Annotated in this window: 24 protein-coding genes; 10 read left to right on the forward strand and 14 right to left on the reverse strand. The window is 73.0% G+C overall.

The window, feature by feature from the left end:
• Positions 1 to 2: 2 nt before the first annotated feature.
• Entirely contained in the window at positions 3 to 596 is a 594-nt protein-coding gene (locus FQ330_RS13600) for a TetR/AcrR family transcriptional regulator (protein WP_225792847.1), read from the reverse strand.
• 152 nt (positions 597 to 748) lie between these two features.
• Here FQ330_RS13600 and FQ330_RS11920 point away from each other — a divergent pair, with 152 nt between their 5' ends.
• Together FQ330_RS11920 and FQ330_RS11925 are read left to right on the forward strand one after the other, a co-directional pair.
• Entirely contained in the window at positions 749 to 2,515 is a 1,767-nt protein-coding gene (locus tag FQ330_RS11920) for an acetyl/propionyl/methylcrotonyl-CoA carboxylase subunit alpha (RefSeq protein ID WP_146357845.1), read from the forward strand.
• 12 nt (positions 2,516 to 2,527) lie between these two features.
• Positions 2,528 to 3,190 (forward strand): alpha/beta hydrolase, encoded by a 663-nt coding sequence (locus tag FQ330_RS11925; RefSeq protein ID WP_146357847.1) that lies wholly within the window; start codon positions 2,528 to 2,530, stop codon positions 3,188 to 3,190.
• Between the two features lie 70 nt (positions 3,191 to 3,260).
• Here FQ330_RS11925 and FQ330_RS11930 read toward each other — a convergent pair whose 3' ends face one another.
• The 3 genes from FQ330_RS11930 to FQ330_RS11940 are packed head-to-tail and all read right to left on the reverse strand — an operon-like array spanning position 3,261 to position 5,684.
• Positions 3,261 to 3,641: a YciI family protein gene (locus FQ330_RS11930; RefSeq protein WP_146357849.1), complete on the reverse strand. Its 381-nt coding sequence runs from the start codon at positions 3,639 to 3,641 to the stop codon at positions 3,261 to 3,263.
• A gap of 27 nt (positions 3,642 to 3,668) precedes the next feature.
• Positions 3,669 to 5,108, reverse strand: a complete 1,440-nt coding sequence (locus FQ330_RS11935) for an NAD(P)H-quinone dehydrogenase (RefSeq protein ID WP_146357950.1) — start codon at positions 5,106 to 5,108, stop codon at positions 3,669 to 3,671.
• A gap of 36 nt (positions 5,109 to 5,144) precedes the next feature.
• Positions 5,145 to 5,684 (reverse strand): YaeQ family protein, encoded by a 540-nt coding sequence (locus FQ330_RS11940; RefSeq protein WP_128190618.1) that lies wholly within the window; start codon positions 5,682 to 5,684, stop codon positions 5,145 to 5,147.
• Between the two features lie 33 nt (positions 5,685 to 5,717).
• Between FQ330_RS11940 and FQ330_RS11945 the strand changes: the two genes are divergently transcribed.
• From FQ330_RS11945 to panD, 3 genes are all read left to right on the forward strand, one after another.
• On the forward strand, positions 5,718 to 6,560 hold the full coding sequence (locus FQ330_RS11945) for a purine-nucleoside phosphorylase (protein WP_146357851.1): 843 nt from the start codon (positions 5,718 to 5,720) through the stop codon (positions 6,558 to 6,560).
• On the forward strand, positions 6,557 to 8,233 hold the full coding sequence (locus FQ330_RS11950) for a phospho-sugar mutase (RefSeq protein ID WP_146357853.1): 1,677 nt from the start codon (positions 6,557 to 6,559) through the stop codon (positions 8,231 to 8,233). Before FQ330_RS11945 ends, FQ330_RS11950 begins: the two co-directional genes overlap by 4 nt.
• Positions 8,234 to 8,306: 73 nt before the next feature.
• A complete protein-coding gene (panD, locus tag FQ330_RS11955) occupies positions 8,307 to 8,726 on the forward strand; it encodes an aspartate 1-decarboxylase (protein WP_146357855.1) in 420 nt (139 codons plus the stop codon).
• A gap of 31 nt (positions 8,727 to 8,757) precedes the next feature.
• On the opposite strand, the gene FQ330_RS11960 is transcribed toward panD, so the two are convergent.
• The 9 genes from FQ330_RS11960 to FQ330_RS12000 all read right to left on the reverse strand — a co-directional run bounded on the left by FQ330_RS11960 (position 8,758) and on the right by FQ330_RS12000 (position 18,818).
• The gene (locus FQ330_RS11960) at positions 8,758 to 9,195 is read right to left on the reverse strand and encodes a PTS sugar transporter subunit IIA (RefSeq protein WP_146357856.1); all 438 of its coding nucleotides are present in this window, start codon (positions 9,193 to 9,195) and stop codon (positions 8,758 to 8,760) included.
• Positions 9,192 to 10,298 carry an adenosine deaminase gene (locus FQ330_RS11965; RefSeq protein ID WP_146357858.1) on the reverse strand — a complete coding sequence of 369 codons (1,107 nt, stop codon included), beginning with the start codon at positions 10,296 to 10,298 and terminating at the stop codon, positions 9,192 to 9,194. The genes FQ330_RS11960 and FQ330_RS11965 overlap by 4 nt, the downstream gene beginning before the upstream one ends.
• Positions 10,299 to 10,392: 94 nt before the next feature.
• Positions 10,393 to 11,682, reverse strand: a complete 1,290-nt coding sequence (locus FQ330_RS11970; RefSeq protein ID WP_225792848.1) for a thymidine phosphorylase — start codon at positions 11,680 to 11,682, stop codon at positions 10,393 to 10,395.
• Positions 11,675 to 12,109, reverse strand: a complete 435-nt coding sequence (locus tag FQ330_RS11975) for a cytidine deaminase (RefSeq protein ID WP_146357865.1) — start codon at positions 12,107 to 12,109, stop codon at positions 11,675 to 11,677. The genes FQ330_RS11970 and FQ330_RS11975 overlap by 8 nt, the downstream gene beginning before the upstream one ends.
• A gap of 5 nt (positions 12,110 to 12,114) precedes the next feature.
• Positions 12,115 to 13,407, reverse strand: coding sequence for an ABC transporter permease (locus FQ330_RS11980; protein ID WP_128190313.1), 1,293 nt, complete (start codon positions 13,405 to 13,407; stop codon positions 12,115 to 12,117).
• Complete coding sequence (locus FQ330_RS11985; protein ID WP_192575946.1) at positions 13,404 to 14,777, reverse strand: ABC transporter permease; 1,374 nt, start codon at positions 14,775 to 14,777, stop codon at positions 13,404 to 13,406. The genes FQ330_RS11980 and FQ330_RS11985 overlap by 4 nt, the downstream gene beginning before the upstream one ends.
• 29 nt (positions 14,778 to 14,806) lie before the next feature.
• Positions 14,807 to 16,351, reverse strand: a complete 1,545-nt coding sequence (locus FQ330_RS11990) for an ABC transporter ATP-binding protein (protein WP_146357867.1) — start codon at positions 16,349 to 16,351, stop codon at positions 14,807 to 14,809.
• Between the two features lie 126 nt (positions 16,352 to 16,477).
• Positions 16,478 to 17,632 carry a BMP family lipoprotein gene (locus tag FQ330_RS11995; protein ID WP_146357868.1) on the reverse strand — a complete coding sequence of 385 codons (1,155 nt, stop codon included), beginning with the start codon at positions 17,630 to 17,632 and terminating at the stop codon, positions 16,478 to 16,480.
• Between the two features lie 85 nt (positions 17,633 to 17,717).
• The gene (locus FQ330_RS12000) at positions 17,718 to 18,818 is read right to left on the reverse strand and encodes a BMP family lipoprotein (protein ID WP_225792851.1); all 1,101 of its coding nucleotides are present in this window, start codon (positions 18,816 to 18,818) and stop codon (positions 17,718 to 17,720) included.
• Positions 18,819 to 18,983: 165 nt separating this feature from the next.
• On the opposite strand from FQ330_RS12000, the gene FQ330_RS12005 reads away from it, so the two are divergent.
• Positions 18,984 to 19,694: an endonuclease domain-containing protein gene (locus FQ330_RS12005; RefSeq protein ID WP_146357869.1), complete on the forward strand. Its 711-nt coding sequence runs from the start codon at positions 18,984 to 18,986 to the stop codon at positions 19,692 to 19,694.
• A 38-nt stretch (positions 19,695 to 19,732) separates the two neighbouring features.
• On the opposite strand, the gene FQ330_RS12010 is transcribed toward FQ330_RS12005, so the two are convergent.
• On the reverse strand, positions 19,733 to 20,845 hold the full coding sequence (locus tag FQ330_RS12010) for a mannose-1-phosphate guanylyltransferase (RefSeq protein WP_146357870.1): 1,113 nt from the start codon (positions 20,843 to 20,845) through the stop codon (positions 19,733 to 19,735).
• Positions 20,846 to 20,952: 107 nt separating this feature from the next.
• Between FQ330_RS12010 and FQ330_RS12015 the strand changes: the two genes are divergently transcribed.
• The 4 genes from FQ330_RS12015 (at position 20,953) to sdhA (ending at position 24,893) form a co-directional block, all read left to right on the forward strand.
• A complete protein-coding gene (locus FQ330_RS12015; RefSeq protein ID WP_146357871.1) occupies positions 20,953 to 22,104 on the forward strand; it encodes a glycosyltransferase family 4 protein in 1,152 nt (383 codons plus the stop codon).
• A 77-nt stretch (positions 22,105 to 22,181) separates the two neighbouring features.
• Positions 22,182 to 22,619: a succinate dehydrogenase, cytochrome b556 subunit gene (sdhC, locus tag FQ330_RS12020; RefSeq protein ID WP_128188796.1), complete on the forward strand. Its 438-nt coding sequence runs from the start codon at positions 22,182 to 22,184 to the stop codon at positions 22,617 to 22,619.
• A complete protein-coding gene (locus FQ330_RS12025) occupies positions 22,619 to 23,077 on the forward strand; it encodes a succinate dehydrogenase hydrophobic membrane anchor subunit (RefSeq protein WP_146357872.1) in 459 nt (152 codons plus the stop codon). The genes sdhC and FQ330_RS12025 overlap by 1 nt, the downstream gene beginning before the upstream one ends.
• 28 nt (positions 23,078 to 23,105) lie before the next feature.
• Entirely contained in the window at positions 23,106 to 24,893 is a 1,788-nt protein-coding gene (gene sdhA / locus FQ330_RS12030) for a succinate dehydrogenase flavoprotein subunit (RefSeq protein WP_146357873.1), read from the forward strand.
• The last annotated feature ends 51 nt before the right edge of the window (positions 24,894 to 24,944 follow it).

Consider the following 24,944-nt stretch of genomic DNA (forward strand, 5'->3'; position numbering starts at 1 on the left):
GGTCAGGCCTCCTGGTCGACGAGGGCGGGTGCGGCGGCGCTGCCGATGCCGTGCAGCAGCACCTGCACCACGTCGGCGGCGGTGACCGACGGGGCGGTGTCGCCCCAGCCGGAGGCGGCCGCCCAGGCGAGCGTGCGCGTCATGTCGGCCGCGGCGAGCGGCGCGACGCGCAGTCGGTCGCGGTAGGGCTCGAAGCGCTCGGCGAGCCGCGCCTTCGACGACTCGAGCTCGCCCTGCCTGGCCTGCGCGCAGCGCTGCCCGATCGGGCCGAGCGCCATCACGAGCCGGAAGATGAAGCGCATCCGCTCGACCATCGCGTCGACCGTCGTCGTCAGCATCTCCTCGAGCGAGCCGTGCTCGAGGCGCGCCTGCTCGGCCGCCCAGTCGGCGGCGTCGAGGTGGTGGTCGGCGAGCGCGACGAGCAGCGACTCCTTGTCGCCGAACGCCTTGAAGAGCGTGCCCTCGGCGACGCCAGCGGCCTCGGCGAGCTGGCGGCTCGTGATCGCGGCGCCGTGCTCGAGCACCGCGGGCGTGACGGCCTCGATGATCTGCGCGCGCCGGTCGTCGGCGCTGAGGCGCGGGATGGGTGGGGGCACGTCCCCGAGCATAGGTGAGTGAGCGCTCACTCACCAAGGGTCGATCGACGGCGCGCAGCCGGGCGCGACTGTGGGAATCGGCAACGGATCGCCGTCACCCTGTGTGGCGAGTGCACGCATCCGTCATGCGTCGCCGCCTAGGCTGAGGAACCATGCCCCGCATCACGAAGGTCCTCATCGCCAACCGCGGCGAGATCGCCGTCCGCATCATCCGCGCGGCGCGCGATGCCGGCATCGCCTCGGTCGCCGTGTACGCCGAGCCCGACCGCGACGCGCAGCACGCGCAGCTCGCCGACGAGGCGTACTCGCTGCACGGTGCGACGAGCGCCGAGAGCTACCTCGTGATCGACAAGCTCATCTCGGTCGCGCGCCGCTCCGGCGCCGACGCGGTGCACCCGGGCTACGGCTTCCTCGCAGAGAACGCCGACTTCGCGCGCGCCGTGATCGACGCGGGCCTCATCTGGATCGGGCCGGGCCCCGACGCGATCGAGCAGCTCGGCGACAAGGTCTCCGCGCGGCACATCGCCGAGTCGGTCGGAGCGCCCCTCGCGCCCGGCACCATCAACCCCGTCGCGGGCGCCGACGAGGTGCTCGCGTTCGTCGACGAGCACGGACTGCCGGTCGCGATCAAGGCGGCGTTCGGCGGCGGTGGCCGCGGCCTCAAGGTCGCCCGCACGCGCGAGGAGGTGGAGCAGCAGTTCGACTCCGCCACCCGCGAGGCCGTCGCGGCGTTCGGCCGCGGCGAGTGCTTCGTCGAGAAGTACCTCGACAAGCCCCGCCACGTCGAGACGCAGTGCCTGGCCGACGAGCACGGCAACGTCGTGGTCGTCTCCACGCGCGACTGCTCGCTGCAGCGCCGGCACCAGAAGCTCGTCGAGGAGGCGCCCGCACCGTTCGTCTCCGCCGCGCAGGACGCCGAGCTGCGCCGCGCGTCGAAGGAGATCCTGCGCGCCGCGGAGTACGTCGGCGCCGGCACCTGCGAGTTCCTGATCGGCGCGGACGGCACGATCTCGTTCCTCGAGGTGAACACCCGCCTGCAGGTGGAGCACCCGGTCTCGGAGGAGGTCACCGGCATCGACCTCGTGCGCGAGCAGTTCCGCATCGCCGAGGGCGAGGCGCTCGGCTACGACGACCCGGAGGTGCGCGGCCACTCGATCGAGTTCCGCATCAACGGCGAGGACGCCGGCAGCGGCTTCATGCCGCAGCCCGGCCCCGTGCGCATCTTCCGCGCCCCGTCGGGCCCCGGCATCCGCGTCGACTCCGGCGTCGTCGCCGGCGACGTGATCGGCGGCAACTTCGACTCGATGCTGGCGAAGCTCATCGTCACCGGCCGCGACCGCGACGAGGCGCTCGCCCGCGCCCGCCGCGCGCTCGCCGAGTTCGAGGTCGACGGGCTGCCGACCGTGCTGCCGTTCCACCGCCGCATCGTCGACCACCCGGCGTTCGCCCCGGCCGGCGGCGCGCCCTTCTCGATCTACACCTCGTGGATCGAGACCGAGTTCGAGAACGACATCCCCGCGTGGGGCGGCGAGCCGGGCGAGCTGGGCGGCCCCGAGCCGCGCCGCACCGTGGTCGTCGAGGCCGACGGCAAGCGCATCGCCGTCTCGATGCCGAAGCGGCTCTTCGCCGAGACGAAGGACGCCAAGGGCCCGGCGCCGCGCCGCACCCGCGCTGCGCTCGCGGGCGGCGCCGCGAGCGGCGCGATCATCTCGCCGATGCAGGCGACCGTCGTGAAGGCCGCCGTCGCCGAGGGCGACCGGGTCGTCGCCGGCGACCTGCTGGTCGTGCTCGAGGCGATGAAGATGGAGCAGCCGCTCTCCTCCCCGATCGACGGCACCGTGACCGCGATCGACGCTCCTGTCGGCGGCACCGTGCCCTCCGGCCACCACCTGGTGACGATCACGCCGGACGCCGCGTAGCCGGACGGCCCGATGGCGCCCGCCGCGGACGGCATCCTCGACTCCCCGAGTGAGGACGCGGCGCCGCGGCTCGCCGTCGTGGCCGGAGACCCCGACCGGCGGCCGTGGCTGCTGCTGCACGGCACGGACGGCAGCGAGGCCGACCTCGTGCCGCTCGCGCACCGGCTCGCACCCGGAGCCGGCACCATCGCCGTGCGCGGCGCGGTGCGCACGACCGGCGGCTTCGCCCACTTCCGCCGCCGACCCGATCGGACCATCGACGAGGACGACCTCCTCGCTCGCGCCGAGACCCTGAGCGCGCTCGTCTCCGATGCGGTGACCGCGCACGGATTCCGGCGAGAGCCGATCGTGCTGGGCTACTCCAACGGGGCCATCATGGCGGCGGCGATCATCGCGCTGCGGCCCGAGCTGCTCGGCGCCGCGATCCTGCTGCGTCCGCTCGCCCCGTTCGGAAGCGGCGAGCTGCCTCGCGTGCCGGGTCTGCCGGTGCTGCTCGTGGAAGCCGCGGACGATGCGCGGCGGAGACCCGATGACGCCGAGCGCGTGTCGCGGCGGCTCGGCGACGCCGGTGCCGACGTCGTGCACCGTCGGCTGCGGACCGGGCACGCGCTGGCCGAGGACGACCGGATCGCCATCGCGGCGTGGCTCCTCGCCCGCCCCTCCCTCGACCGCTGAGGCACAGCAGCGACGCCCGCGGCGGCTCGTGCGGGCGTCTCTCAGCCCGTGCGGCCATCGCGGCGCTCGCTCACCCCATGGGGAAGACGCGCCGCCACTCGATGTGGCCGCCGGTTGGCACGAGCGGCGCGAGCTGCCGCGCGATGTCCTCCGACTCGGCCTCGATCACGTAGTAGCCGCTGATCACCTCGTCGCCCTCGAGGCTCGCGCCGTCCGTCCAGACCGCGCCCTCCACCTCGCGCCCCTCGGGCCCGGGCCGGACGACGCCGCCGTGGCGACGGTTGTGCAGCGCGTTGCCGGCGACGATGCGCGCGCCGAGCTCGGCCACGCGCCGCTCGAACGCCTCGAACCCGGGGAACTCGGCGGCGATCTGCTCGCCCGCGCCCTCGCCGACGTACGCGTCGGAGTCCCAGTCGGGCTCCACGATCAGGAACAGGTACTGGTCGGCCATCGGCGCATCCTCTCCTCGGAGCCGGCGTCAGTCCTCGACGCGGTGCATCGCCCGGGCGGCGTCCGAGACGGAGCCGGTGAGCGAGGGGAAGACCGGGAAGACGCGGGCGACCTGGTCGACGGTGAGGCGGTGCTCCATCGCCATCGTCACGGGGAAGATGAGCTCGGACGCCTTCGGCGCGACGATGACGCCACCGATGACCGTGCCGGAGCCGGTGCGCGCGAAGAGCTTCACGAAGCCGTCCTCGACGCCCATCATCTTCGCGCGGGCGTTCGTCGAGAGGTCGATCCGGTACACCTCGCCCTGCGCGATGCCGTCCTCGATCTCCTTCTGCGACCATCCGACCGTCGCGATCTCGGGCTGCGTGAAGATGTTCGAGGCGACCGTGAGCATCGAGATCGGGTCGACCGCGTCGCCGAGGGCGTGGAACATCGCCGTGCGGCCCTGCATGGAGGCGACGGACGCGAGGGGCAGGGCGTCGGCGCAGTCGCCGACCGCGTAGACGTTCGGCAGGTTCGTGCGGGCGACCCGGTTGACGAGGATGTTGCCGGACTCGGCGAGCTCGATGCCCGCCTCCTCGAGGCCGATCCCTGCCGTGTTCGGGATGGAGCCGACGGCCATGAGGCAGTGCGAGCCCTCGACGGTGCGGCCGTCGGTGAGGGTGACGACGACACCCGTCTCGGTGCGCTCGACCTTCTCGGCGCGCGACTTCGACAGCACGTGCATGCCCTGGCGGCGGAAGACGTCCTCGATGACGCGGGCGGCGTCGGAGTCCTCGCCGGGCAGCACCTGCTCGCGGCTCGAGATGAGCGTCACCTCGGCGCCGATGAGGCTGTAGGCGCTCGCGAACTCGGCGCCGGTGACGCCGGAGCCGACGACGATCAGGTGCTCGGGCACCTCCTCGAGGCCGTAGAGCTGGGTCCACGTGAGGATGCGCTCGCCGTCGGGCATCGCCGAGGGGAGCTGCCGGGGCGTCGCGCCGACCGAGACGACGATGGTGTCGGCCTCGAACTCGTCGAAGTCGGCGCCCTGCTTGCCGGTCGAGACCACCACGCGGCCGGGCCCCTCGAGGCGGCCCTCGCCCTGCACGATCGTGACGCCCGCGGCCTCGAGGTCGGCCTTCATGTCGAGCGACTGCTTCGCCGCGAGCGACAGCAGGCGACGGTTCACGGCGCGCAGGTTGACGGCGACCTCGGGCTTCTGCGGGCGGCCGCTGTCGCCGCGCACCGAGAACTGCACGCCCAGCTGGCTCGCGTCGCGGATGGCCGCTGCCGACTCGGCGGTCGCGATGAGCGACTTCGAGGGCACGACGTCGGTGAGGATCGCGCTGCCGCCGACGCCCGTGCGCTCGATGAGGGTCACGTCGGCGCCGAGCCGGGCGCCCGCGAGCGCGGCCTCGTACCCGCCGGGTCCGCCGCCGATGATGACCACGCGCTGCTTGCGCTCGAATGCACTCACGCGCTCCATCATCCCGCACATCCAGGCGGCGACGATCCCCTGCCTTCAGCCGGCGGCGCGCTCGTGCACCGCCGAGGTCAGCGACGTGCCGTTCACCTCGACGTAGAGGGTGCCCTCGGTGCGGGAGACCGACATGGTCGTCCGCCGCGCGACGGCATCGGCGACCGCGTCGACGAAGCCGTCGTCGAACCACACGAGCCGCACGTCCTCGACGCGGTGGATGCGCTTGCCCGCCCACTTCGCGGCCACTCGCTCGGGGTCGCGGTGCGTGTAGACGGCGGTGCGCTCGGCAGCGCGGCTGCCGCGGTGCACCCGCTCCGCGTCGGGCGCGCCGATCTCGATCCAGGCCATGAGCGCCCCGGTCAGGTCGCGCGCGAGCACCGCCGGCTCGTCGCCGCCCGCGACGCCGTCGCCGAATGCGATGCCCTCCTCGTGCTCGAGGCACAGGGCGAGCACCCGGGTGACCATGAACGCCGTCGTCTCCGAGGGGTGCTGCGCGACCTTGAGCGACAGCTCCTCGTAGACGCCGCGATCGACGTCCGAGAGCTGCACGTCGAACGTGTGGATCGTCGCGCCGATGGCCATGATCGCCGAGCCTACGCGCTTAGAGTGGGCGCCATGACGCACCAGCCAGGCCCCCACCCGCTCGACGACGGCGACCCGCGCGAGGTCGCCAGGCAGGCCGCCGAGGACATCCGCCGCATCACCGGCGTCGAGTCGCACGACATCGCGCTCACGCTCGGCTCCGGCTGGGCCAGGGCCGCAGACCTCATCGGCGAGACCACGCACACGATCCCCGCGACCGACGTCACCGGCTTCTCGAAGCCGGCGCTCGAGGGCCACGTCGGCACGCTCCGGTCGGTCCTCACCGACGACGGCCGCCGCGCCCTCGTCATCGGCGCGCGCACCCACTACTACGAGGGCCACGGCGTGCGCCGGGTCGTGCACTCGGTGCGCACCGCGGCCGCCGCCGGCGCATCCGTCATGGTGCTCACGAACGGCGCCGGCGGCATCAAGCCGCACTGGACGCCGGGGCAGCCCGTGCTCATCAGCGACCACATCAACCTCACCGCCGACTCGCCGCTCGAGGGCGCGACGTTCGTCGACCTCACCGACCTCTACGCGCCGCGGCTGCGCGACATCGCGCGGTCGGTGGATGCGTCGCTCGACGAGGGCGTCTACGTGCAGTTCCGCGGGCCCCACTACGAGACGCCCGCCGAGGTGCAGATGGCGAAGGCGATCGGCGGCCACATCTGCGGCATGTCGACGGCGCTCGAGGCGATCGCCGCGCGCGAGGCGGGCATGGAGGTGCTGGGCCTGAGCCTCATCACCAACCTGGCCGCCGGCATCAAGACCACGCCGCTGTCGCACGCCGAGGTCATCGAGGCGGGCCGCGAGGCCGAGGCGCGCATCTCGCGGCTGCTCGCCGACGTGGTCGCCGCGATCGGGACGCAGGCGTGAGCGCCGCCCCCGAGACCGTCGCCGCGGCGCGCGCGTGGCTCGCCGGCGACCCCGACGAGACCACCCGCGCCGAGCTCGAGGCGACGATCGCGGCCGCCGAGGCCGGCGACGGCGCGGCGATCGCCGAGCTCGCGGATGCGTTCCGCGGCCGCCTGCAGTTCGGCACGGCCGGGCTGCGCGGCCGCATCGCGCCGGGCCCCAACCGCATGAACCGCGTGGTCGTGCAGCAGGCCTCCGCCGGGCTCGCCGCGTTCCTGCTGAGCCGCGAGCCGCACCCGTCGGTCGTGGTCGGCTGGGACGGCCGCCGCGGCTCCGAGCGGTTCGCCCGCGACACCGCCGAGGTGCTCGCAGGCGCCGGCGTGCGCGCGATCCTGCTCCCCCGCCTCATGCCGACGCCCGTCACCGCGTTCGCGGTGCGCCACCTCGGCGCGAGCGCGGGCGTGATGGTGACGGCGAGCCACAACCCGCCGGCCGACAACGGCTACAAGGTCTACCTCGGCGGCGACGACGAGGGCAGCCAGATCGTGCCGCCCGTCGACGCCGAGATCGCCGCCCGCATCGCCGAGGCGGCCGAGACGCCGGTCGCCGACTACCCGCGCGGCGAGCCGGAGGTCACCGGCGAGGCCGTCTGGCACGCCTACGTCGCCGCGACCGCCGCGATCGGCCAGCCCGACCAGGGCGTCGCCGGCGCGACGAGCGGCCCCCGCGTCGTCTACACGCCGCTCCACGGCGTCGGCCTCGAGACGGTCGAGGCGGTGCTCGCCGAGGCGGGCTTCCCGCCCGTCATCCCCGTCCCCGAGCAGTCCGAGCCCGACGGCGCCTTCCCGACCGTCGACTTCCCGAACCCCGAGGAGCCCGGCGCCCTCGACCTCGCGATGGCGCTCGGCACGGCCGAGCAGGCCGACCTCATCATCGCGAACGACCCCGACGCCGACCGGCTCGCGGTCGCCGTGCCCGACGCATCCGCCCCCATGGGCTGGCGCATGCTCACGGGCAACGAGGTCGGGCTGCTGCTCGGCTGGGACGCCGCCCGCACCGCGCGCGGCCAGGGCGTGCTCGCGGCGTCGATCGTGTCCTCCCCCGGCCTCGGCGCGATCGCGCGGGCGCACGGGCTCGAGTTCGTGCAGACGCTCACGGGCTTCAAGTGGGTCTCGCGCGTGCCCGGCCTCGTCTACGGCTACGAGGAGGCGCTCGGCTACCTCGTCAACCCCGGCACCGTGCGCGACAAGGACGGCATCTCAGCGCTCGTGCGGCTGCTCACGCTCGCGAGCGACCTCCACGAGCGCGGCTCGTCGCTCGGCGAGGAGCTGCTCGCGCTCGCCGGCGAGTTCGGCGCCTTCGCGTCGGGGCAGGTGAGCGTGCGCGTCAGCGACCTCGCCCGCATCCCCGCGATCATGGCGGCGCTGCGCGCGGCGCCGCCGGCCGAGCTCGCGGGCTCGCGTGTGCTGGCCGCCGACGACCTCGCGCTGCCCGAGCACGGCTCGATCGGCGACATCCTGCGCTTCACGCTCGACGACGGCTCGCGCGTCATGGTGCGCCCGAGCGGCACCGAGCCGAAGGTGAAGGTCTACATCGACACCTCCTCGACCGACGGCGCACCCGCGGCGCGCGTGCGCGCGGCGCGCGAGCGGGTCGCGGCGATCGCCGAGGCGGTGCGGCCGCTGCTGGCCTGAGCCGGGGCCCGGCCTCGGCCGGATGCGGCACACTGGTGGGCGGATGCGCCGACCGGGCGCGGGAGGGACGCGCATGCTGCGCACGATGCTGCAGGGCAAGATCCACCGGGCGACGGTCACGCAGGCCGAGCTGCACTACGTCGGCTCGCTCACGGTCGACGAGGACCTGCTCGACGCGGCCGACATCCTCCCCGGCCAGCAGGTCGACGTCGTCGACGTCGACAACGGCGCGCGCATCACGACCTACGCGATCCCCGGCGAGCGCGGCAGCGGCATCCTGTGCGTCAACGGCGCGGCCGCCCGGCTGGTGCACGTCGGCGACACCGTCATCGTCATCGCCTACGCCCAGCTCGACGACGCCGAGGCGCGCGCGTTCGAGCCGTCGGTGGTGTTCGTCGACGACGCGAACCGCATCGTCGAGACCGGCCACGACCCGGGGCACGCGCCCGAGGGCACCCACCTGCGCACGGCCGCGCGGCCGCTGACCGACTAGCGGCCTCGGATCGTCCCGCTCCGGGCCGGCGTCAGCCGCGCAGGGCCGCGATCGCCGCGTCGCGGTCGGCGGCAGCCGCGAGGCGGTGGATGACCCCGTCGCCGTCGAGCGCGTTGGCGAGCTCGGCGAGCATCTGCAGGTGGCGGCGCGGGCTCTGCGCGGCCATCGCGATGACGACGCGCACCGGGTCGTGGTGCGGGTGCCCGAAGGCGACCGGCTCGTCGAGCACCACGATCGCGAGCGCATCGCGCCGCACGACGGCGCTCGCCCGGGCGTGGGGCACGGCGACGCCGGGCGCGACGACGCAGTAGGGCCCGGCCTGCTCGATCTGCTGCACGAGCTCGTCGACGTAGGCGCGGCCCACCGCGCGCGCGGTCACGAGGTCGACGCCGCCGGCGCGCACGGCCGCGCGCCAGTCGGCGGCATGCACCCCTGGCGAGAACGTGGCCTCGTCGAGCGGGAGCGTCATCGAAGGTCGTCGAACCCGTCGGCGATGAGGTCGGCGAGCTCCTCGCGCTCCTCGAAGGTGCAGAAGGCGCTCGCCGCCGCGTTCTGCGCGACCTGCTCGAGGTCGTCGAGCTCCCAGTCGAACGCCTCCACGAGCAGGCCCAGCTCGCGCGTGAGCGTCGTGCCCGACTGCAGGCGGTTGTCGGGGTTGACGGTGACGCAGAAGCCCAGCTGGTGCAGCAGGTCGATCGGGTGGTCGTCGAGCGCCTCGCCCCACTGCGCGATCGTGCCGGTCTGGAGGTTCGAGGACGGGCTCACCTCGAGCGCGATCTGGCGGTCCTTCACCCACTCGGCGAGCTCGCCCAGGCGCACGACGACGGCGTCGTCGGTCTCCTCCTCGACGACGATGTCCTCGGCGATGCGCGTGCCGTGGCCGAGCCGCAGCGCGCGGCCCGCGAAGAGCGCGTCGGCGATCGAGTCGAGCCCCGCACCCTCGCCCGCGTGCACCGTGGCCGGGAAGTGGGCGTGGGCGAGTCGGTCGAACGCCGACTGCAGGCGCGAGGCGGGGAAGCCTGCCTCGGGGCCGGCGATGTCGAAGCCGACGGCGCCGCGGTCGCGGTGCCGCAGCGCGAGCTCGGCGATCTCGTCGGCCCGGTCGAGGTGGCGCATGGCGCTGATGAGCTGGCCGGTGCGGATGCGGCCGCCGTGCGTGGCGACCAGGGCGGCGGCCTCGTCGATGCCGGCCTGCACCGCCTCCACCGCCTGGTCGAGGGTGAGGCCCCGCTGCAGATGCTGCTCGGGCGCCCAGCGGATCTCGCCGTAGACGACGCCGTCCTCGGCGAGGTCGAGCACGAACTCCTTCGCGACCCGGTGCAGCCCGTGCTCCGTCTGCATCACCGCGGTCGTGATGTCGAACGTCGTGAGGTACTCGGGCAGCGAGCCGGAGTTCGACTGCGCGGCGAACCACGCGCCGAGCTCCGCCGCGTCGGTCGCCGGCAGAGCGAAGCCGATCTCGTCGGCGAGCTCGATGATGGTCTGCGGCCGCAGGCCCCCGTCGAGGTGGTCGTGGAGGCTGACCTTGGGCAGGCCCTGGATGTCGACGCCGTCGACCTCGTAGCGGCTCATCTCGTCTCCGTCGTCCGATGCGGTGGATCTCGATGCTATCCGCCGAACGTTGCCGTCGTGTTGCCGACGACGCGCGCCGGCGGCGCGGCCGGCGTCAGGCGATGCGCTCCCGCACGATGGGCGGCACCGGCACCGCGGTGCCGGGCGCCGCGAGCTCCCAGGCGCCCTCGAGCGCCTCGAGCGCGCGCGGGATGCGGGTGGCGTCGTCGGCGCTGATCGTCCAGAGCGGATCGCCCTTCCGCACCGCGTCGCCCGGCTTCACGTGCAGGTCGATGCCGGCGGCGTGCACGACCGGGTCGCTCGCGCGGGCACGGCCGGCGCCCAGCCGCCAGGCGGCGATGCCGAACGGCAGCGCCTCCTGGCGCGCGAGCACGCCGTCGGCCTCGGCGACCACCGTGTGCGTCTCGCGCGCGACCGGCAGCGGCGCATCCGGGTCGCCGCCCTGCGCGACGACGAAGCGCCGCCAGACGTCCATCGCGCGGCCGTCGGCGAGCGCGGCCTCGACGTCGGCGTCGCCCTTGCCCACCGCGTCCAGCATCTCCCGGGCGAGCGCCACGGTGAGCTCGACGACATCGGCCGGGCCGCCGCCGGCGAGCACCTCGACCGACTCGCGCACCTCGTTGGCGTTGCCGATCGCGAGGCCGAGCGGCACGTCCATCGTCGTGAGCAGCGCGCGCGTCTCGACGCCCGCGTCGCGGCCGAGCTCGACCATCGTCAGTGCGAGCTCGCGAGCGCGCTCGAACTCCTGCATGAACGCGCCGGAGCCGAACTTCACGTCGAGCACGAGCGCACCGGTGCCCTCGGCGATCTTCTTCGACATGATCGACGAGGCGATGAGCGGGATCGCCTCGACCGTGCCGGTGATGTCGCGGAGCGCGTAGAGCCGCTTGTCGGCCGGGGCGAGGCCCGTGCCGGCCGCGCACACGACGCCGCCCACGGTGCGCAGCTGCTCGAGCATCTCGTCGTTCGTCAGCTCGGCCCGCCAGCCGGGGATCGACTCGAGCTTGTCGAGCGTGCCGCCGGTGTGGCCGAGCCCGCGGCCCGACAGCTGCGGCACGGCGGCGCCGAAGGCGGCGACGAGCGGCATGAGCGGCAGCGTGATCTTGTCGCCGACGCCGCCGGTGGAGTGCTTGTCGACCGTGGGCGCGTCGAGCGACGAGAAGTCCATCCGCTCGCCGGAGGCGATCATCGCCATCGTGAGGTCGTGGATCTCGCGGCGCTCCATGCCGTTCAGCAGGATCGCCATCGCGAGCGCCGCCATCTGCGGGTCCTCGACGTAGCCGCGCGTGTACGCATCGATGAGCCAGTCGATCTGCTCGGTCGAGAGCGCACCGCGATCGCGCTTCGTGCGGATGATGTCGACGGCGTCGAAGGCCTCAGCCACGATCTGCCCCTCCGGTCTCGGGATGCCCTGCGGCGTAGGCGTCGAGCGCGCCCGGGCCGAACGCATCCGGGAGCACCTCCGCCATGGTGCGGATGCCGCTCACGGTGTCGAGCAGCATGCCGGGGGCGGCGTGCTCGGAGAGCAGCTGGCGGCAGCGGCCGCACGGCATGAGCCGCTCGCCGTCGCCGTTGACGCACGCGAAGGCCACCAGCCGGCCGCCGCCGCCCATCACCATCGCGCTCACGAGCGAGCACTCGGCGCACAGCGTGACGCCGTAGGCCGCGTTCTCGATGTTCGCGCCCGTCACGACCCGGCCGTCGTCGACGAGCGCCGCCGCGCCCACCGGGAACCGCGAGTACGGCACGTACGCGTGCCGGGTCGCCCCGTGGGCCGCGTCGTGCAGCGCCTGCCAGTCGATGGTGCCCATCGCCGCTACTGCTTCACGTACGGCTTGCCGCTGGCGGCGGGCGGCCTCGACCGCCCGATGAAGCCGGCCACCGCGAGCAGCGTGATGACGTACGGGAGCATGAGCATGAACTCGCTCGGCACGGGCGAGCCGATCGCGCCGAGCGTCTGCTGCAGCGCCGACGCGAAGCCGAACAGCAGCGCCGCGAGCGTCGCCTTGATCGGGTGCCACTGGCCGAAGATGACCGCCGCGAGGGCGATGTAGCCGAGTCCGGCCGTCATCTCGCGCGTGAAGGAGCCGTTGGAGTCGAGGGTGAAGTACGCGCCGCCGAGGCCGGCGACGGCGCCCGCGAGCGCGACGTTCCAGAAGCGCAGCCGGTTCACCTTGATGCCGACCGTGTCGGCGGCCATCGGGTGCTCGCCGATGGCGCGCAGCCGCAGGCCCCAGGTGGTCTTGAACAGGCCCCACGCGATGAGCGGCACGATGACGTACATCGCGTAGACGATGATCGTCTGCTTGAACAGCGCCGGGCCGATGAGCGGGATGCTCTCGAGCAGCGGGATGGGGATCTTCGGCAGGCGCACGGGCGAGTTGAGCGCCGGGTTGTCGGTGAGCACCGACGAGTAGAAGAAGTTCGTCAGGCCCGCGACGAGCACGTTGAGCACGACGCCGACGATGACCTGCTCGACGAAGTAGCGGATCGCGAAGACCGCGAGCACCATCGACACCAGCACGCTCGCGAGCATCGCCGCGACGACGCCGACGAGCGTCGAGCCGGTGGCCGAGGCGACCACGGCGCCGGTGAACGCGCCGCCGAGCAGCTGCGCCTCGATGGCGATGTTCACGACGCCCGCGCGCTCCGAGAGCACGCCGCCCATCGCGCCGAGGATGAGCGGCACCGACAGGCCGACGGTCGCGAACAGCAGGCCCGCGATCGGGATCATGGAGCCCGCGCCCGCCCAGGTGAGGAACGCGACGACGAAGAGCACGCCGAAGACGATCGGCAGCCAGACGCCGAGCCTCCGCGCGGTGGCCGCCGCCCAGAACGACAGCGCCGTGAGCGCCGCGAGCAGGATGACGATGACGATGCCCGTCGCGCGCGCCGGGAGCACCGCATCCGGCAGCTGGAACAGGTCGCCCGACGAGGCGAGGCGCAGCGTCGCGGAGCCGTCGCGGCCGAGCACGACCGTGAGCAGGAGCGCGACGAGCGTGAGCACCGCGTACGAGATCGGCGCCTTCCAGTGCTTGACGACGGCGCGCTCGAGCTCGACGGTCTCGGCCTGCGCCGGCGCCTGGGTGGTGGGCTGCTGCGCGGTCACGACTGCGCTCCCTTCGCCTTGGTCGCGTCCGCGATCGCGGCCTCGTCGCGCAGCTGCCTGCGCGACTTCCTGCCGGGCTGCGGCAGGCCGAACATCGCGCGCACGAGCGGCGGGGCCGCGATGAACAGCACGATGAACGACTGCACGACGAGGATGATGTCGATCGGCACGCCCTCGGCCGCCTGCATGCGGAAGCCGCCGGCCTTGAAGGCGCCGAACAGCAGCCCCGCGAAGAACGTGCCCCACGGCGTGGAGCCGCCGAGCAGCGCGACCGTGATGGCGTCGAAGCCGATGCCGGCGTCGATGCCCGAGGTGAAGCCGGTGGTGACGGCGCCCGTCACCTGCTGGGCGCCCGCGAGCCCCATGAAGCCGCCCGCGAAGAGCATCGCGTAGACGGTGAGGCGCTTGACGTCCATGCCGGCGTTGAGCGCGGCGTTGGCGTTGTAGCCGACGGCGCGGAACTGGAAGCCGATGTTCGAGCGGTTGATGAGCCACGAGCAGAAGATCACCGCGGCGACCGACAGCACGAAGCCCCAGTGCAGGATGAACGGCGGGCCGAAGATCGACGGCAGCACCGCGGTCTCGGCCATCGGCGGCGAGATCGGGTTGTTGCTGCCCGGGTTCTGCAGCAGGCCCGGCGTGCGCAGCATCCAGGTGATGAACCACAGCGCGACGAAGTTCAGCATGATCGTGACGATCACCTCGTGCGCGCCCGTGTACGCCTTGAACGCGCCGGCGATGCCGCCCCAGATGGCGCCCGCGGCGATGCCCGCCGCGATCGCGACGAGCACGTGCAGCACGGGCGGCAGGGCGAACGAGTAGCCGACCCAGCCGGCCGCCGCGGCAGCCCACAGCATCTGGCCGCGGCCGCCGATGTTGAACAGGCCGACGCGGAACGCGATGGCGACGCCGAGGCCCGCGGCGATGAGCGGGGTGGCGAAGTTCAGCGTGTCGGTGAGCGGCTTGATGAGCTGCGCGAAGCCGGCGTCGGCCCGCGAGACGTTGAGGATCGAGCCCTGGAAGAGCGCCCAGTAGGCGCCGCCGACGGCGTCCCAGGCCGCGGCGAGCGTGTCGCCCGGCCGGGCGAAGAAGTAGCCGCTCGTCTCCTGCACGCGCTCGTCGGTCGCGGCGATGAGGATGCCGCCGACGACGAGCGAGGTGATGATCGCGAGCACGGCCATGACGAGGTTGCCGCCCATGATGCGGCGGAAGGCGCTGCCCCAGGGGTCCTCGTGCTCGACCCGGCGGTCGTCGGTGGGCACGACGACCGCCGGCGCGGCCACCTCCGCGGCCTCCGGCGCGTGCACGACCGCGGGGGCGACCCCGGAGTCGGGCGAGCCGCCCGGGCGCTGCTGCGCCGCGGGCTCCATCGGGTCGTCGGCGTCGCGCGGCCTGTCGTTCACGCTGCGGCTCCCTTCGAGGGGGTCGGCGCCGGGATGCCGGCGGGGCGCTCCCCGGCCATCATGAGGCCGAGGATGTCGCGGCTGGTGTCGGCGGGGACGATGCCGACCACGCCGCCGCGGTACATGACCGCGATGCGGTCGGCCAGCCCGACGACCTCGTCGAGCTCGGTGGAGACGACGATGACGGGGATGCCCGCGTCGCGAGTGGCGATGATCTGGCTGTGCACGAACTCGATCGAGCCGACGTCGAGGCCGCGGGTGGGCTGCGAGGCGACGAAGAGCGAGAGGGGGCGCCCGAGCTCGCGCGCGAGCACCACCTTCTGCTGGTTGCCGCCCGAGAGCGTGCCGACGTGCGTGTCGATGCCCTGGGCGCGGATGTCGAAGGCGCCCAGCTTCTCGGTCGCGAACTCGTCGCGGGCGCCGCGGTCGATGGTGCCGGCGCTCACGAAGGGCGCTCCGCGGTAGCGGTCGAGCATCAGGTTCTCGGCGATCGTGAAGTCGCCGACGAGGCCGTCGACCTTGCGGTCCTCCGGCACGAACCCGACGCCGGCGTCGAGCACCTCGCGCACGGAGTCGCCGAGCAGCTCGTTGCCGTTGAGGTCGATCGAGCCGGTGGCGCGGGGCTGGAGGCCCAGGATGGCCTCGGTGAGCTCCGTCTGGCCGTTGCCCTGGACGCCGGCGACGCAGAGCACCTCGCCGCCCTGCACCGTGAACGAGACGTCATTGACGACCTTCTGGCCGATCGCATCCAGCACCGTCAGGCCCGTGACCTCGAGCCGGTTGTCGGTGAGCACCGGCGGGCGCTTGTGCACGGTGAGCTCGACCGGGCGGCCGACCATCATCGACGCGAGCTCGGTGCTCGACGACTGCGGGCTCGCCTCGCCCACGACCTTGCCGAGGCGGATGACCGTGATGCGGTCGGCGATCGCGCGCACCTCGCGGAGCTTGTGGGTGATGAAGACGATCGCGGTGCCCTCGTCGCGGAGCTGCTGCATGATCGCCATCAGCTCGTCGGTCTCCTGCGGCGTGAGCACGGCGGTGGGCTCGTCGAACACGAGCACCTTCGCGTCCTGCGAGAGGGCCTTGATGATCTCGACGCGCTGCTGGACGCCGACGGGCAGGTCCTCGATCCTGGCGTCGGGGTCGATGTGGAAGCCGAAGCGCTGCGAGATCTCGCGCACCTTCTGCTTCGCGCCCGCGAGGCCGCCGAGGGCGCGCTCGTGGCCGAGCAGCACGTTCTCGGCGACGGTGAAGACGGGGATGAGCATGAAGTGCTGGTGCACCATGCCGATGCCGGCGTGCATCGCGTCGCCGGGGCCCGCGAAGCGCTGGGGCGCGCCGTCGAGCAGGATCTCGCCCTCCTCGGCGTGGTACAGGCCGTAGAGCACGTTCATGAGCGTCGACTTGCCGGCGCCGTTCTCGCCGAGGAGGCAGTGGATCTCGCCGGCCCGGACCTCGAGGTCGATGTGGTCGTTCGCGACCAGCGCGCCGAAGCGCTTCGTGATCCCCCGGAGCTCGAGGGTGGGGTGCTCGACGGCCATGTGCCTTCCTTCGACCTTGACGACGCCTGTGAATCTAGTCGGATTGCGCGGGAGCCGCAGGTGCCTCGGCTCCGCTCACGCGCGTGGGGGCCGACCGGAGCCGACCCCCACGCGCGTGCCTGCGGACTACTGCTGCGGGCTCGCCGGCGACTCGACCGTGATCTCGCCGGCGATGATGCCCGCGGTGATCTCGTCGAGCTGCGCCTGCAGCTCGGGGTCGACCTCGCCCTCGAAGTCGTGGAACGGCGCGATGCCGACGCCCTCGTTCTCGAGCGTGCCGACGTACGGCTCGTTCGAGAACTCGCCCGCGGCGGCCTGCTCGACGACGGCCTGCGTGCCCTGCGCCATGCCCTTGAGCACCGACGTGAGGAAGAGGTCGGCGTTGTCGGGCGACGTCTCGTAGAGGTCGGCGTCGACGCCCACCATCGTGATGCCCGAGTCCTCGCCCGCGTCGCGGATGGCCTCAGCGGCCGAGAGGAAGATCGGGCCGCCGACCGGCATCAGCACGTCGGCGTTCTGGCCGATGAAGGTCTCGGCCATGGCCTTCGCCTCCACGCCGGCCTCGAAGCCGCCCGTGAACGAGCCGTTCTGCGCCTCGGGGTCCCAGCCGAGCACCTGCACGTCCGTGCCGTTCTGCTCGTTGTAGTACATGGCGCCCTCGTAGAAGCCGTCCATGAAGATCGTCACCGGCGGGATCTGGATGCCGCCCCAGGTGGCGATGATGCCCGTCTCGGTGTGCGAGGCGGCGGCGTAGCCGGCGAGGAACGCGGCCTGCGCGGTGTCGAAGACGATCGGCTGCACGTTCGGCAGGTCGATCGAGCTGTCGTCGATGATCGCGAACTGGATGTCGGGGTTCGCCTCGGCGGCGGCCGCGGTGGCCTCGGCGAGGAGGAAGCCCACGGTCACGACCATGTTGCAGCCCTGGTCGATGACGCTCGAGATGTTGGGGGCGAAGTCGGCCTCCGACTGCGACTCGACCTCGATCGCCTCGACGCCCAGGCCCTCTGCCGCCGCGCGGACGCCCTCGGCGCCGAGCTGGTTGAAGGAGCGGTCGTCGAAGCCGCCCGAGTCGGAGACGATGCAGGGCTGGATGTCGACCGTGGCGGCCGGCTCCTCGGTGGCGGGCGACGAGCCGCTGGGCGCCTCAGGGGCGGCGGCGCAGCCGGCGAGCAGCAGCATCGCGCCGACGGCGATGGCGCCGCCGCGCGCGGCGGTACGGGTGAACTTCCTCAAGGGATCCTCCAGTGCAAAGGATGCTCGCCGCGACGCGGCTGAGCGCATGATGGTTGAGCATACGGCCGCGCGACGGCGGTTCGAGACGGTCTGAGGGCACCGCAACGCAATCGTTGCAATCCCGAAACCGCGGTCACGGGCTCGAGGGCGACTCCACCGTGATCTCGCCGGCGATGATCTGCTCGCGCAGCGCATCCAGCTCGGCCTTCGTCTCGTCGCTGACCCGGTCGTCGAGGTCGTGGAAGGGGGCGATGTCGACGCCGCCGTTCTCGAGCGTGCCGATGATGGGCTCGTCGGAGATCGTGCCGTCGGCGGCGTCGGCGACCGCGCCCACCACCGCGTCCTCGGTGTTCTTCAGCACGCTCGTGAGCAGCAGCGGCCGGAACTCCTCCGGCAGGGTGTCGTAGCCGTCGTTGTCGACCCAGAGCACGAGCACCTCGCCGCCCGCGTCGAGCGAGGCGCGGAACGCGCCCTCCCCCACCTGGCCGGCGACCGGCAGGATCACGTCGGCGCCCTGCGCGATGAAGGCCTGCGTCTGCGACTGCCCGAGGCTGACGTTCTCGAAGTCGCCCGTGAAGGTGCCGTCCTGGGACTCCGGGTCCCAGCCGAGCAGCTGCACGTCGGCGCCCTTCGCCTCGTTGAACGCGTCGATGCCGGCGGCGAAGCCGTCCATGAAGAGGGTGACGGGCGGCTGGTTGCCGCCGCCGAAGGTGGCGACCGTGCCCGTCTCGCTCACGGATGCGGCGGCGTAGCCGGCGAGGAAGGCCGCCTGCGCGGTGTCGAACACGATCGAGCGCACGTTGGGCGCCTCGACGATCTCGTCGACGATCGCGAACTGCACGTCGGGGTTCGCCTCCGCCTGCTCGGCGGTCGCGGCGGCCAGCTCGTAGCCGACGGTGAGCACGAAGCCGCACCCGGTGTCGACGGCGGCCTGCACGTTGGGCGCGAGGTCGCTCTCGGTGGTGGAGACGAGCACGTTCGCCTCGACGCCGAGCTCCTCCTGCGCGCGCTCCATGCCCGCCCAGCTCGTCTCGTTGAAGGAGCGGTCGTTCAGTCCGCCGGAGTTCGTGACCATCTGCGCGCACTCGAGCGACTGCTCGGGGGCGTCGCTCGCACCGGGCGCAGCGGTCTCGGCGGGCGGCGGCGCCGAGCAGCCGGCGAGCAGCAGCAGGGCTGCCAGCGCCGGGGCGGCGAGGACGGTGGCGGCCCTGGCGGGCGAGAGCGTGCGGGACACGGCGACTCCTTCGTGCGGTGGCGCAATGGTAACCGCCATGGCGCGTGCGGGCACCCCGCCATCGCTGCGCCCGCGCGCGCGATCGGGCAGAGCGACGCCGCGGACCCGCATGCAGCGCGACGGTGCGCTCAGGCCGATCGAGCGCACCAGGATGCGCTGAGCGCGGTGGCCCGGAGCGGATGCGTCAGCTGCCTGACCGCGCTCGGGCACCACGGCGCGTGGCTGCCGCGGGGCAGCGCCCTGCGCTGCCGGCTGGCGGACGGCCAGCGCGACCGGGTCGCCGGCGCGCTGAAGGGCTGCCGCCCCTTCGGCGCGAACCCGGCCGTCGCGCGAGCGATCGACGACGTCGAGACGGCCTTCCGCTGCGCGCTCCGCTGCGCCGGCGCGGAGGACCTCGTGGCGGTCGCGGACTCGCTCGTGCACCGCCGGATCGCGACGCTCGAGCAGCTGCGCGCCTGGGCGACCGGAGCACCGGCGTCGCGTCGGCGGCTCCTGGACCTCGTGGGTGCGGCCGCCGAGTCGGGCACGGAGTCGATGGTGCGCGTGCGCCTCCGCGGACTGCGCATCCGCTGCCGCACACAGGTCGTGCTCTGGCGCGGCCGCCGCGTCGACCTGCTGGTGGGCGACCGCCTCATCATCGGGTGCGACTCCGTGGAGCACCACACCGACCGCGACGCCTACCAGCGCGACCGGCGCCACGACCGCATCCACGTGTCGCAGGGCTACCTGGTCGTGCGGCTGACGTGGCAGCAGATCCACGACGAGTGGCCGGCCATCGAGCAGGACCTCCTCGCGATCGTCCGCCGAGGCGACCATCGGTGGCGTGGCGCGCGCTCGATCGGGCAGAGCGGCGCGTCGGCGCCGCATGCGGGGTGACGGCTCGCCCCGGCCGATCCAGCGCGCGGGGCGCGGCGTCAGAGGGCGTCGGCGTTCCCCGAGCGGCGCACCGCGTCGACGACCTGCTTCACGCGCTGCGCGTTGTCGGTCGTCGTCACGAGCAGGGCGTCGGGGGTGTCCACGATCACGACGTCCTGGATGCCGACCACCGAGATGATGCGCTTCGACTGCGAGACGACGATGCCGGAGGCGGAGTCGGCGAGCACGGTGCCCTCGCTGCCGAGGATCGCGAGGCGGCCGCGCCGGCCGCCGTTGTGCAGCTTCGCGACGGCCGAGAAGTCGCCCACGTCGTCCCAGTCGAAGTCGCCCGGCACCACGACGAGGCGCCCGCGCTCGGCCGCGGGCTCGGCGACCGCGTAGTCGATCGCGATCTTCTTCAGCTGCGGCCAGAGCCGGTCGACCGCCGGGCCGCGGCGGGCCGGCTCGTCCCAGGCCTCGGCGAGCTCCTCGATCTGCGCGGCGAGCTCGGGCTCGCCGATCGCGAGCTCGGCGAGCAGCACGTCGGCGCGCGCGATGAACATGCCGGCGTTCCAGAGGTGGTGGCCGCCGGCGAGGTACTGCCTCGCGACCTCGGCCGAGGGCTTCTCGACGAACGCGCTCACGGCCGCCGCGTGCGGCGCATCCGCGATCCCCGTCGGCTCGCCGGCGCGGATGTAGCCGAAGCCGATCGCGGGCTCCGTGGGGGTGATGCCGATCGTGGCGATGAAGCCGGCGCGCGCCGCCGCGGCCGCCTCCAGCACCGCGCGACGGAACGCGCGCTCGTCGTGGATCACGTGGTCGGCGGCGAACGAGCCGACGATCACGTCGGGCTCCCGCCGGCGGAGGATGGCCGCCGCGAGCGCGATCGCCACGGTGGAGTCGCGCGGATCGGCCTCGAGCACGATGCTCGCGTCGTCGAGCTCGGGGATCTGCGCCTCGACGGCGGAGCGGTGGGCGCGGCCGGTGACGACCATCGTGCGTCCCGGTCCCGACAGCGGCACGACCCGGTCGTAGGTGGCGCGCAGCAGCGTCTTGCCGCTGCCGGTGAGGTCGTGGAGGAACTTCGGCGCATCGGCGCGCGACAGCGGCCACAGCCGGGAGCCCGCGCCGCCGGCGGGGATGATGCTGAAGAAGTCGTCGATCGCCGTCACGGTGCGAGCCTAGCCAGCGGCGGGCGGCCGGCCGCCGCCCGGGGTGTTCACGCGCCGTTCACCGCGCGCTTCCAGCCTCGGCCGCGCCGCCGACGTACGGTTGCCCCGTGCGCATCGAGCGGGTGACCATCGTGACGGAGAGCTTCCTCCCCACCGTCAACGGCGTCACGACCTCCGTCTGCCGGGTGCTCGACCACCTGGTCGACACCGGCCGCGAGGCGATGGTCATCACCCCCCGGTGCGGCGCGCCGATGCACTACCGCGGCGTGCCGGTGCACGAGGTGCCCTCGTTCGCCTACCGCCAGTTCCCGGTCGGGCTGCCGAGCCCGCAGGTCGCGTCGCTCCTCGCGCGCTTCCAGCCCGACGTGCTGCACGCCGCGAGCCCCTTCATGCTCGGCGGCCAGGCGATCGCCGAGGCAGCGCGCATCGGCCTGCCGAGCGTCGCGATCTACCAGACCGACGTCGCCGGCTTCGCCCGCCGCAACCGGCTGGGCGCCGGCGCGGCCTTCGCGTGGCAGATCATCCGCCGCATCCACAACGCCGCCGACCGCACGCTCGCTCCCTCGACCGCGGCGATCGCAGACCTCGAGGAGGCGGGCGTGAAGCGCGTGCACCCGTGGGTGCGCGGCGTCGACCTCGACGGCTTCCACCCCGACAATCGCCAGGGCCCGGCCGCCGCGGCGCTGCGCCGCCGCATCGCGCCCCACGGCGAGGCGATCGTCGGCTACGTCGGCCGCGTCGCGCCCGAGAAGGGCCTCGACCGGCTGCGGGCGCTCGAGGGCGTGCCGGGCATCCGCGTCGTGATCGTCGGCGACGGCCCCGGCATGGCCGAGACGCGCTCACGGCTCTCGCGGCTGCGGCCGCTCTTCCTCGGCCAGCTGCACGGCGACGCGCTCCGCGCGGCCTACGCCGCGATGGACGTCTTCGTGCACACCGGCGCCGAGGAGACGTTCGGCCAGACCCTGCAGGAGGCTGCCGCGAGCGGCCTGCCGGTCGTCGCGCCCCGCGCGGGCGGGCCGATCGACCTCGTGGACCACGGCACCACCGGCTTCCTCTTCGCACCCGACGACGCATCCGCCCTCCGCCGCGCGGTCGAGGCGCTCGCCGCCGACCCGGCGATGCGGGCGCGGATGGGCGAGGCCGGCCGCCGCCGCGTGCTCGGCCGGTCCTGGCCCGCGGTCGCCGACCAGCTGCTCGAGCACTACGAGGCGGCGGCGCGGCGCGCCCTCCGCGGCGCGGGCGGGCTCGTCGACGCCTAGCCCGACGGGCCGACGGCGTCGGCGGGCGGGCATAGGATGGATGCACCTTGCCCGGTCGACCAACGGAGGGAACGCGCGTGTCTGAGACATCGAGCAGCCTCACCCTCCCCGACCCCAAGCCCCAGAGGACCAGGTTCAGCGGCACGCTGTATCGCGGCAACGAGGGCATGTGGTCGTGGGTGCTCCACCGCATCACCGGTGTGGCGATCTACTTCTTCCTGCTCGTGCACGTGCTCGACACGTCGCTGATCCGCGTGAGCCCGGAGGCGTACAACGCGGTGATGGAGTCGTACAAGAACCCGATCATGGGCCTGGGCGAGGTGGCGCTCGTGGGCGCCGTCGTGCTCCACGCGATGAACGGGCTGCGCATCATCCTCGTCGACGTGTGGCCGTGGGCCACGCGCCACCAGCGCCTGCTGTTCTGGATCGTGATGGGCGTCGTCGTCGCGCTGATGCTCTACTTCACGCCCAACCACCTGGTGAACGTGTTCTCGCCGACCGAGGGGGGCGAGTGATGAGCACCACGATCGAGAGCCCCAACTACGCCTACCCGGCGCGCTCGAAGGGCCGTCGCGGCCCCAACCTCGAGAAGGCCGGCTGGATCTTCATGCGCGCCTCGGGCGTCGTGCTCGTGGTGCTGATCTTCGGCCACCTCGCCTACAACCTGCTCTGGACGCCGGGCGGCATCCGCGCCATCGACTTCGGCTTCGTGGGCGGCAAGCTCGCAGACCCGTTCTGGCAGTGGTGGGACGTCACGATGCTGTGGCTGGCGATCCTCCACGGCTCGAACGGCATGCGCACGATCGTCAACGACTACGTGCACAAGCCCAAGATCCGCACCGTCGCGATCGGCGCGATCGGCGTCGCCGCCGCGGTGCTGATCATCCTCGGCACGCTCATCACCTTCACGTTCGACCCCTGCCCGACGGCCGCCGACCCCGCGCTGCTGCCGGAGTTCTGCGCGTCGCTCTAGTCGAGATCTACGGAGACCCCCACCTTCCATGGCTGATCACAGTTCCGTCACCGACGGCATCCACTACCACCAGCACGATGTCGTCATCGTCGGGGCCGGCGGCGCCGGCATGCGCGCGGCGATCGAGGCGGCGCCCAAGGCGTCGACCGCGGTCATCACGAAGCTCTACCCGACGCGCTCCCACACGGGTGCGGCGCAGGGCGGCATGGCCGCGGCGCTCGCCAACGTGGAGGAGGACAGCAACGAGTGGCACACCTACGACACCGTCAAGGGCGGTGACTACCTCACCGACCAGGACTCCGCCGAGATCCTGACGCGCGAGGCGATCGACGCGGTCTACGACCTCGAGAACATGGGCCTGCCGTTCAACCGCACGCCCGACGGCAAGATCGACCAGCGGCGCTTCGGCGGCCACACGCGCGACCACGGCAAGGCGCCCGTGCGCCGCGCCTGCTACGCGGCCGACCGCACCGGCCACATGATCCTGCAGACGCTCTACCAGAACTGCGTCAAGCACGGCGTCGAGTTCTTCAACGAGTTCTACGCGCTCGACCTCATCATGGCCGAGGTCGACGGCGTCAAGCGCGTCTCGGGCGTCGTCGCCTACGAGCTCGCGACCGGCGAGATCCACGTCTTCCAGGGCAAGTCGGTCGTCTTCGCCACCGGCGGCTTCGGCAAGATCTACAAGACCACCTCCAACGCGCACACCCTCACGGGCGACGGCGTCGGCATCGTGTGGCGCCAGGGCCTGCCGCTCGAGGACATGGAGTTCTACCAGTTCCACCCGACGGGCCTCGCGGGCCTCGGCATCCTCCTCACCGAGGGCGCCCGCGGCGAGGGCGCGATCCTGCGCAACGCCTCCGGCGAGCGCTTCATGGAGCGCTACGCCCCCACCATCAAGGACCTCGCGCCGCGCGACATCGTCGCCCGCTCGATGGTGCAGGAGGTGCTCGACGGCCGCGGCGCGGGCCCCAACAAGGACTACGTCTACCTCGACTGCACCCACCTCGGCGCCGAGGTGCTCGAGACGAAGCTGCCCGACATCACCGAGTTCGCCCGCACCTACCTCGGCGTCGACCCGGTGGTCGAGCGCGTGCCCGTCTACCCCACCGCGCACTACGCGATGGGCGGGATCCCCACCAACAACGACGCGCAGGTGCTGAGCGACAACGAGACCGTCATCCCGGGCCTCTACGCCGCCGGCGAGTGCGCGTGCGTGTCGGTGCACGGCGCCAACCGCCTCGGCACGAACTCGCTGCTCGACATCAACGTCTTCGGCAAGCGCGCCGGCAACAACGCGGTCGCGTACGCGCAGACGGCCGACTTCGTCGACCTGCCCGCAGACGCCGCGGACGGCGTCGTGAAGATGCTCGCCCAGCTGCGCGAGGGCGAGGGCACCGAGTCGGTCGCCGAGATCCGCAAGGCGCTGCAGGAGACGATGGACCGGAACGCCCAGGTGTTCCGCACCGAGGAGACGCTGCAGACGGCGCTCGCCGACATCGCCGCCCTGCGGGAGCGCTACCCGAACGTGCGCATCCACGACCGCGGTCGGCGCTTCAACACCGACCTGCTCGAGGCCGTCGAGCTGGGCTTCCTGCTCGACCTCGCCGAGGTGGTCGTCGTCTCGGCGATCAACCGCAAGGAGTCGCGCGGCGCCCACATGCGCGACGACTACCCGACGCGCGACGACGTGAACTACATGCAGCACACGATGGCGTACCGGACCGACGCCGAGACGGGGGCCAGCCAGGGCATCCGCCTCGACTGGAAGCCCGTGCGCGTCACCCACTACCAGCCGACGGAGCGGAAGTACTGATGGCCGAGAGCGAGCAGAAGAACGAGAACAGCGCCGGCTTCGAGCGCGAGG

The sequence above is a fragment of the Agrococcus sediminis genome, from assembly GCF_007923295.1.
GTDB classification, from domain to species: domain Bacteria; phylum Actinomycetota; class Actinomycetes; order Actinomycetales; family Microbacteriaceae; genus Agrococcus; species Agrococcus sediminis.

Excerpts from the sequence above, each read along its gene's own strand:
- FQ330_RS11920 (WP_146357845.1), top strand. The coding sequence starts at position 749 with ATGCCCCGCATCACGAAGGTCCTCATCGCCAACCGCGGCGAGATCGCC.
- FQ330_RS11925 (WP_146357847.1), top strand. The coding sequence starts at position 2,528 with ATGGCGCCCGCCGCGGACGGCATCCTCGACTCCCCGAGTGAGGACGCG.
- FQ330_RS11930 (WP_146357849.1), bottom strand. The coding sequence starts at position 3,641 with ATGGCCGACCAGTACCTGTTCCTGATCGTGGAGCCCGACTGGGACTCC.
- FQ330_RS11935 (WP_146357950.1), bottom strand. The coding sequence starts at position 5,108 with ATGGAGCGCGTGAGTGCATTCGAGCGCAAGCAGCGCGTGGTCATCATC.
- FQ330_RS11940 (WP_128190618.1), bottom strand. The coding sequence starts at position 5,684 with ATGGCCATCGGCGCGACGATCCACACGTTCGACGTGCAGCTCTCGGAC.
- FQ330_RS11945 (WP_146357851.1), top strand. The coding sequence starts at position 5,718 with ATGACGCACCAGCCAGGCCCCCACCCGCTCGACGACGGCGACCCGCGC.
- panD (WP_146357855.1), top strand. The coding sequence starts at position 8,307 with ATGCTGCGCACGATGCTGCAGGGCAAGATCCACCGGGCGACGGTCACG.
- FQ330_RS11960 (WP_146357856.1), bottom strand. The coding sequence starts at position 9,195 with ATGACGCTCCCGCTCGACGAGGCCACGTTCTCGCCAGGGGTGCATGCC.
- FQ330_RS11965 (WP_146357858.1), bottom strand. The coding sequence starts at position 10,298 with ATGAGCCGCTACGAGGTCGACGGCGTCGACATCCAGGGCCTGCCCAAG.
- FQ330_RS11975 (WP_146357865.1), bottom strand. The coding sequence starts at position 12,109 with ATGGGCACCATCGACTGGCAGGCGCTGCACGACGCGGCCCACGGGGCG.
- FQ330_RS11985 (WP_192575946.1), bottom strand. The coding sequence starts at position 14,777 with ATGGAGCCCGCGGCGCAGCAGCGCCCGGGCGGCTCGCCCGACTCCGGG.
- FQ330_RS11990 (WP_146357867.1), bottom strand. The coding sequence starts at position 16,351 with ATGGCCGTCGAGCACCCCACCCTCGAGCTCCGGGGGATCACGAAGCGC.
- FQ330_RS11995 (WP_146357868.1), bottom strand. The coding sequence starts at position 17,632 with ATGCGCTCAGCCGCGTCGCGGCGAGCATCCTTTGCACTGGAGGATCCC.
- FQ330_RS12025 (WP_146357872.1), top strand. The coding sequence starts at position 22,619 with ATGAGCACCACGATCGAGAGCCCCAACTACGCCTACCCGGCGCGCTCG.
- sdhA (WP_146357873.1), top strand. The coding sequence starts at position 23,106 with ATGGCTGATCACAGTTCCGTCACCGACGGCATCCACTACCACCAGCAC.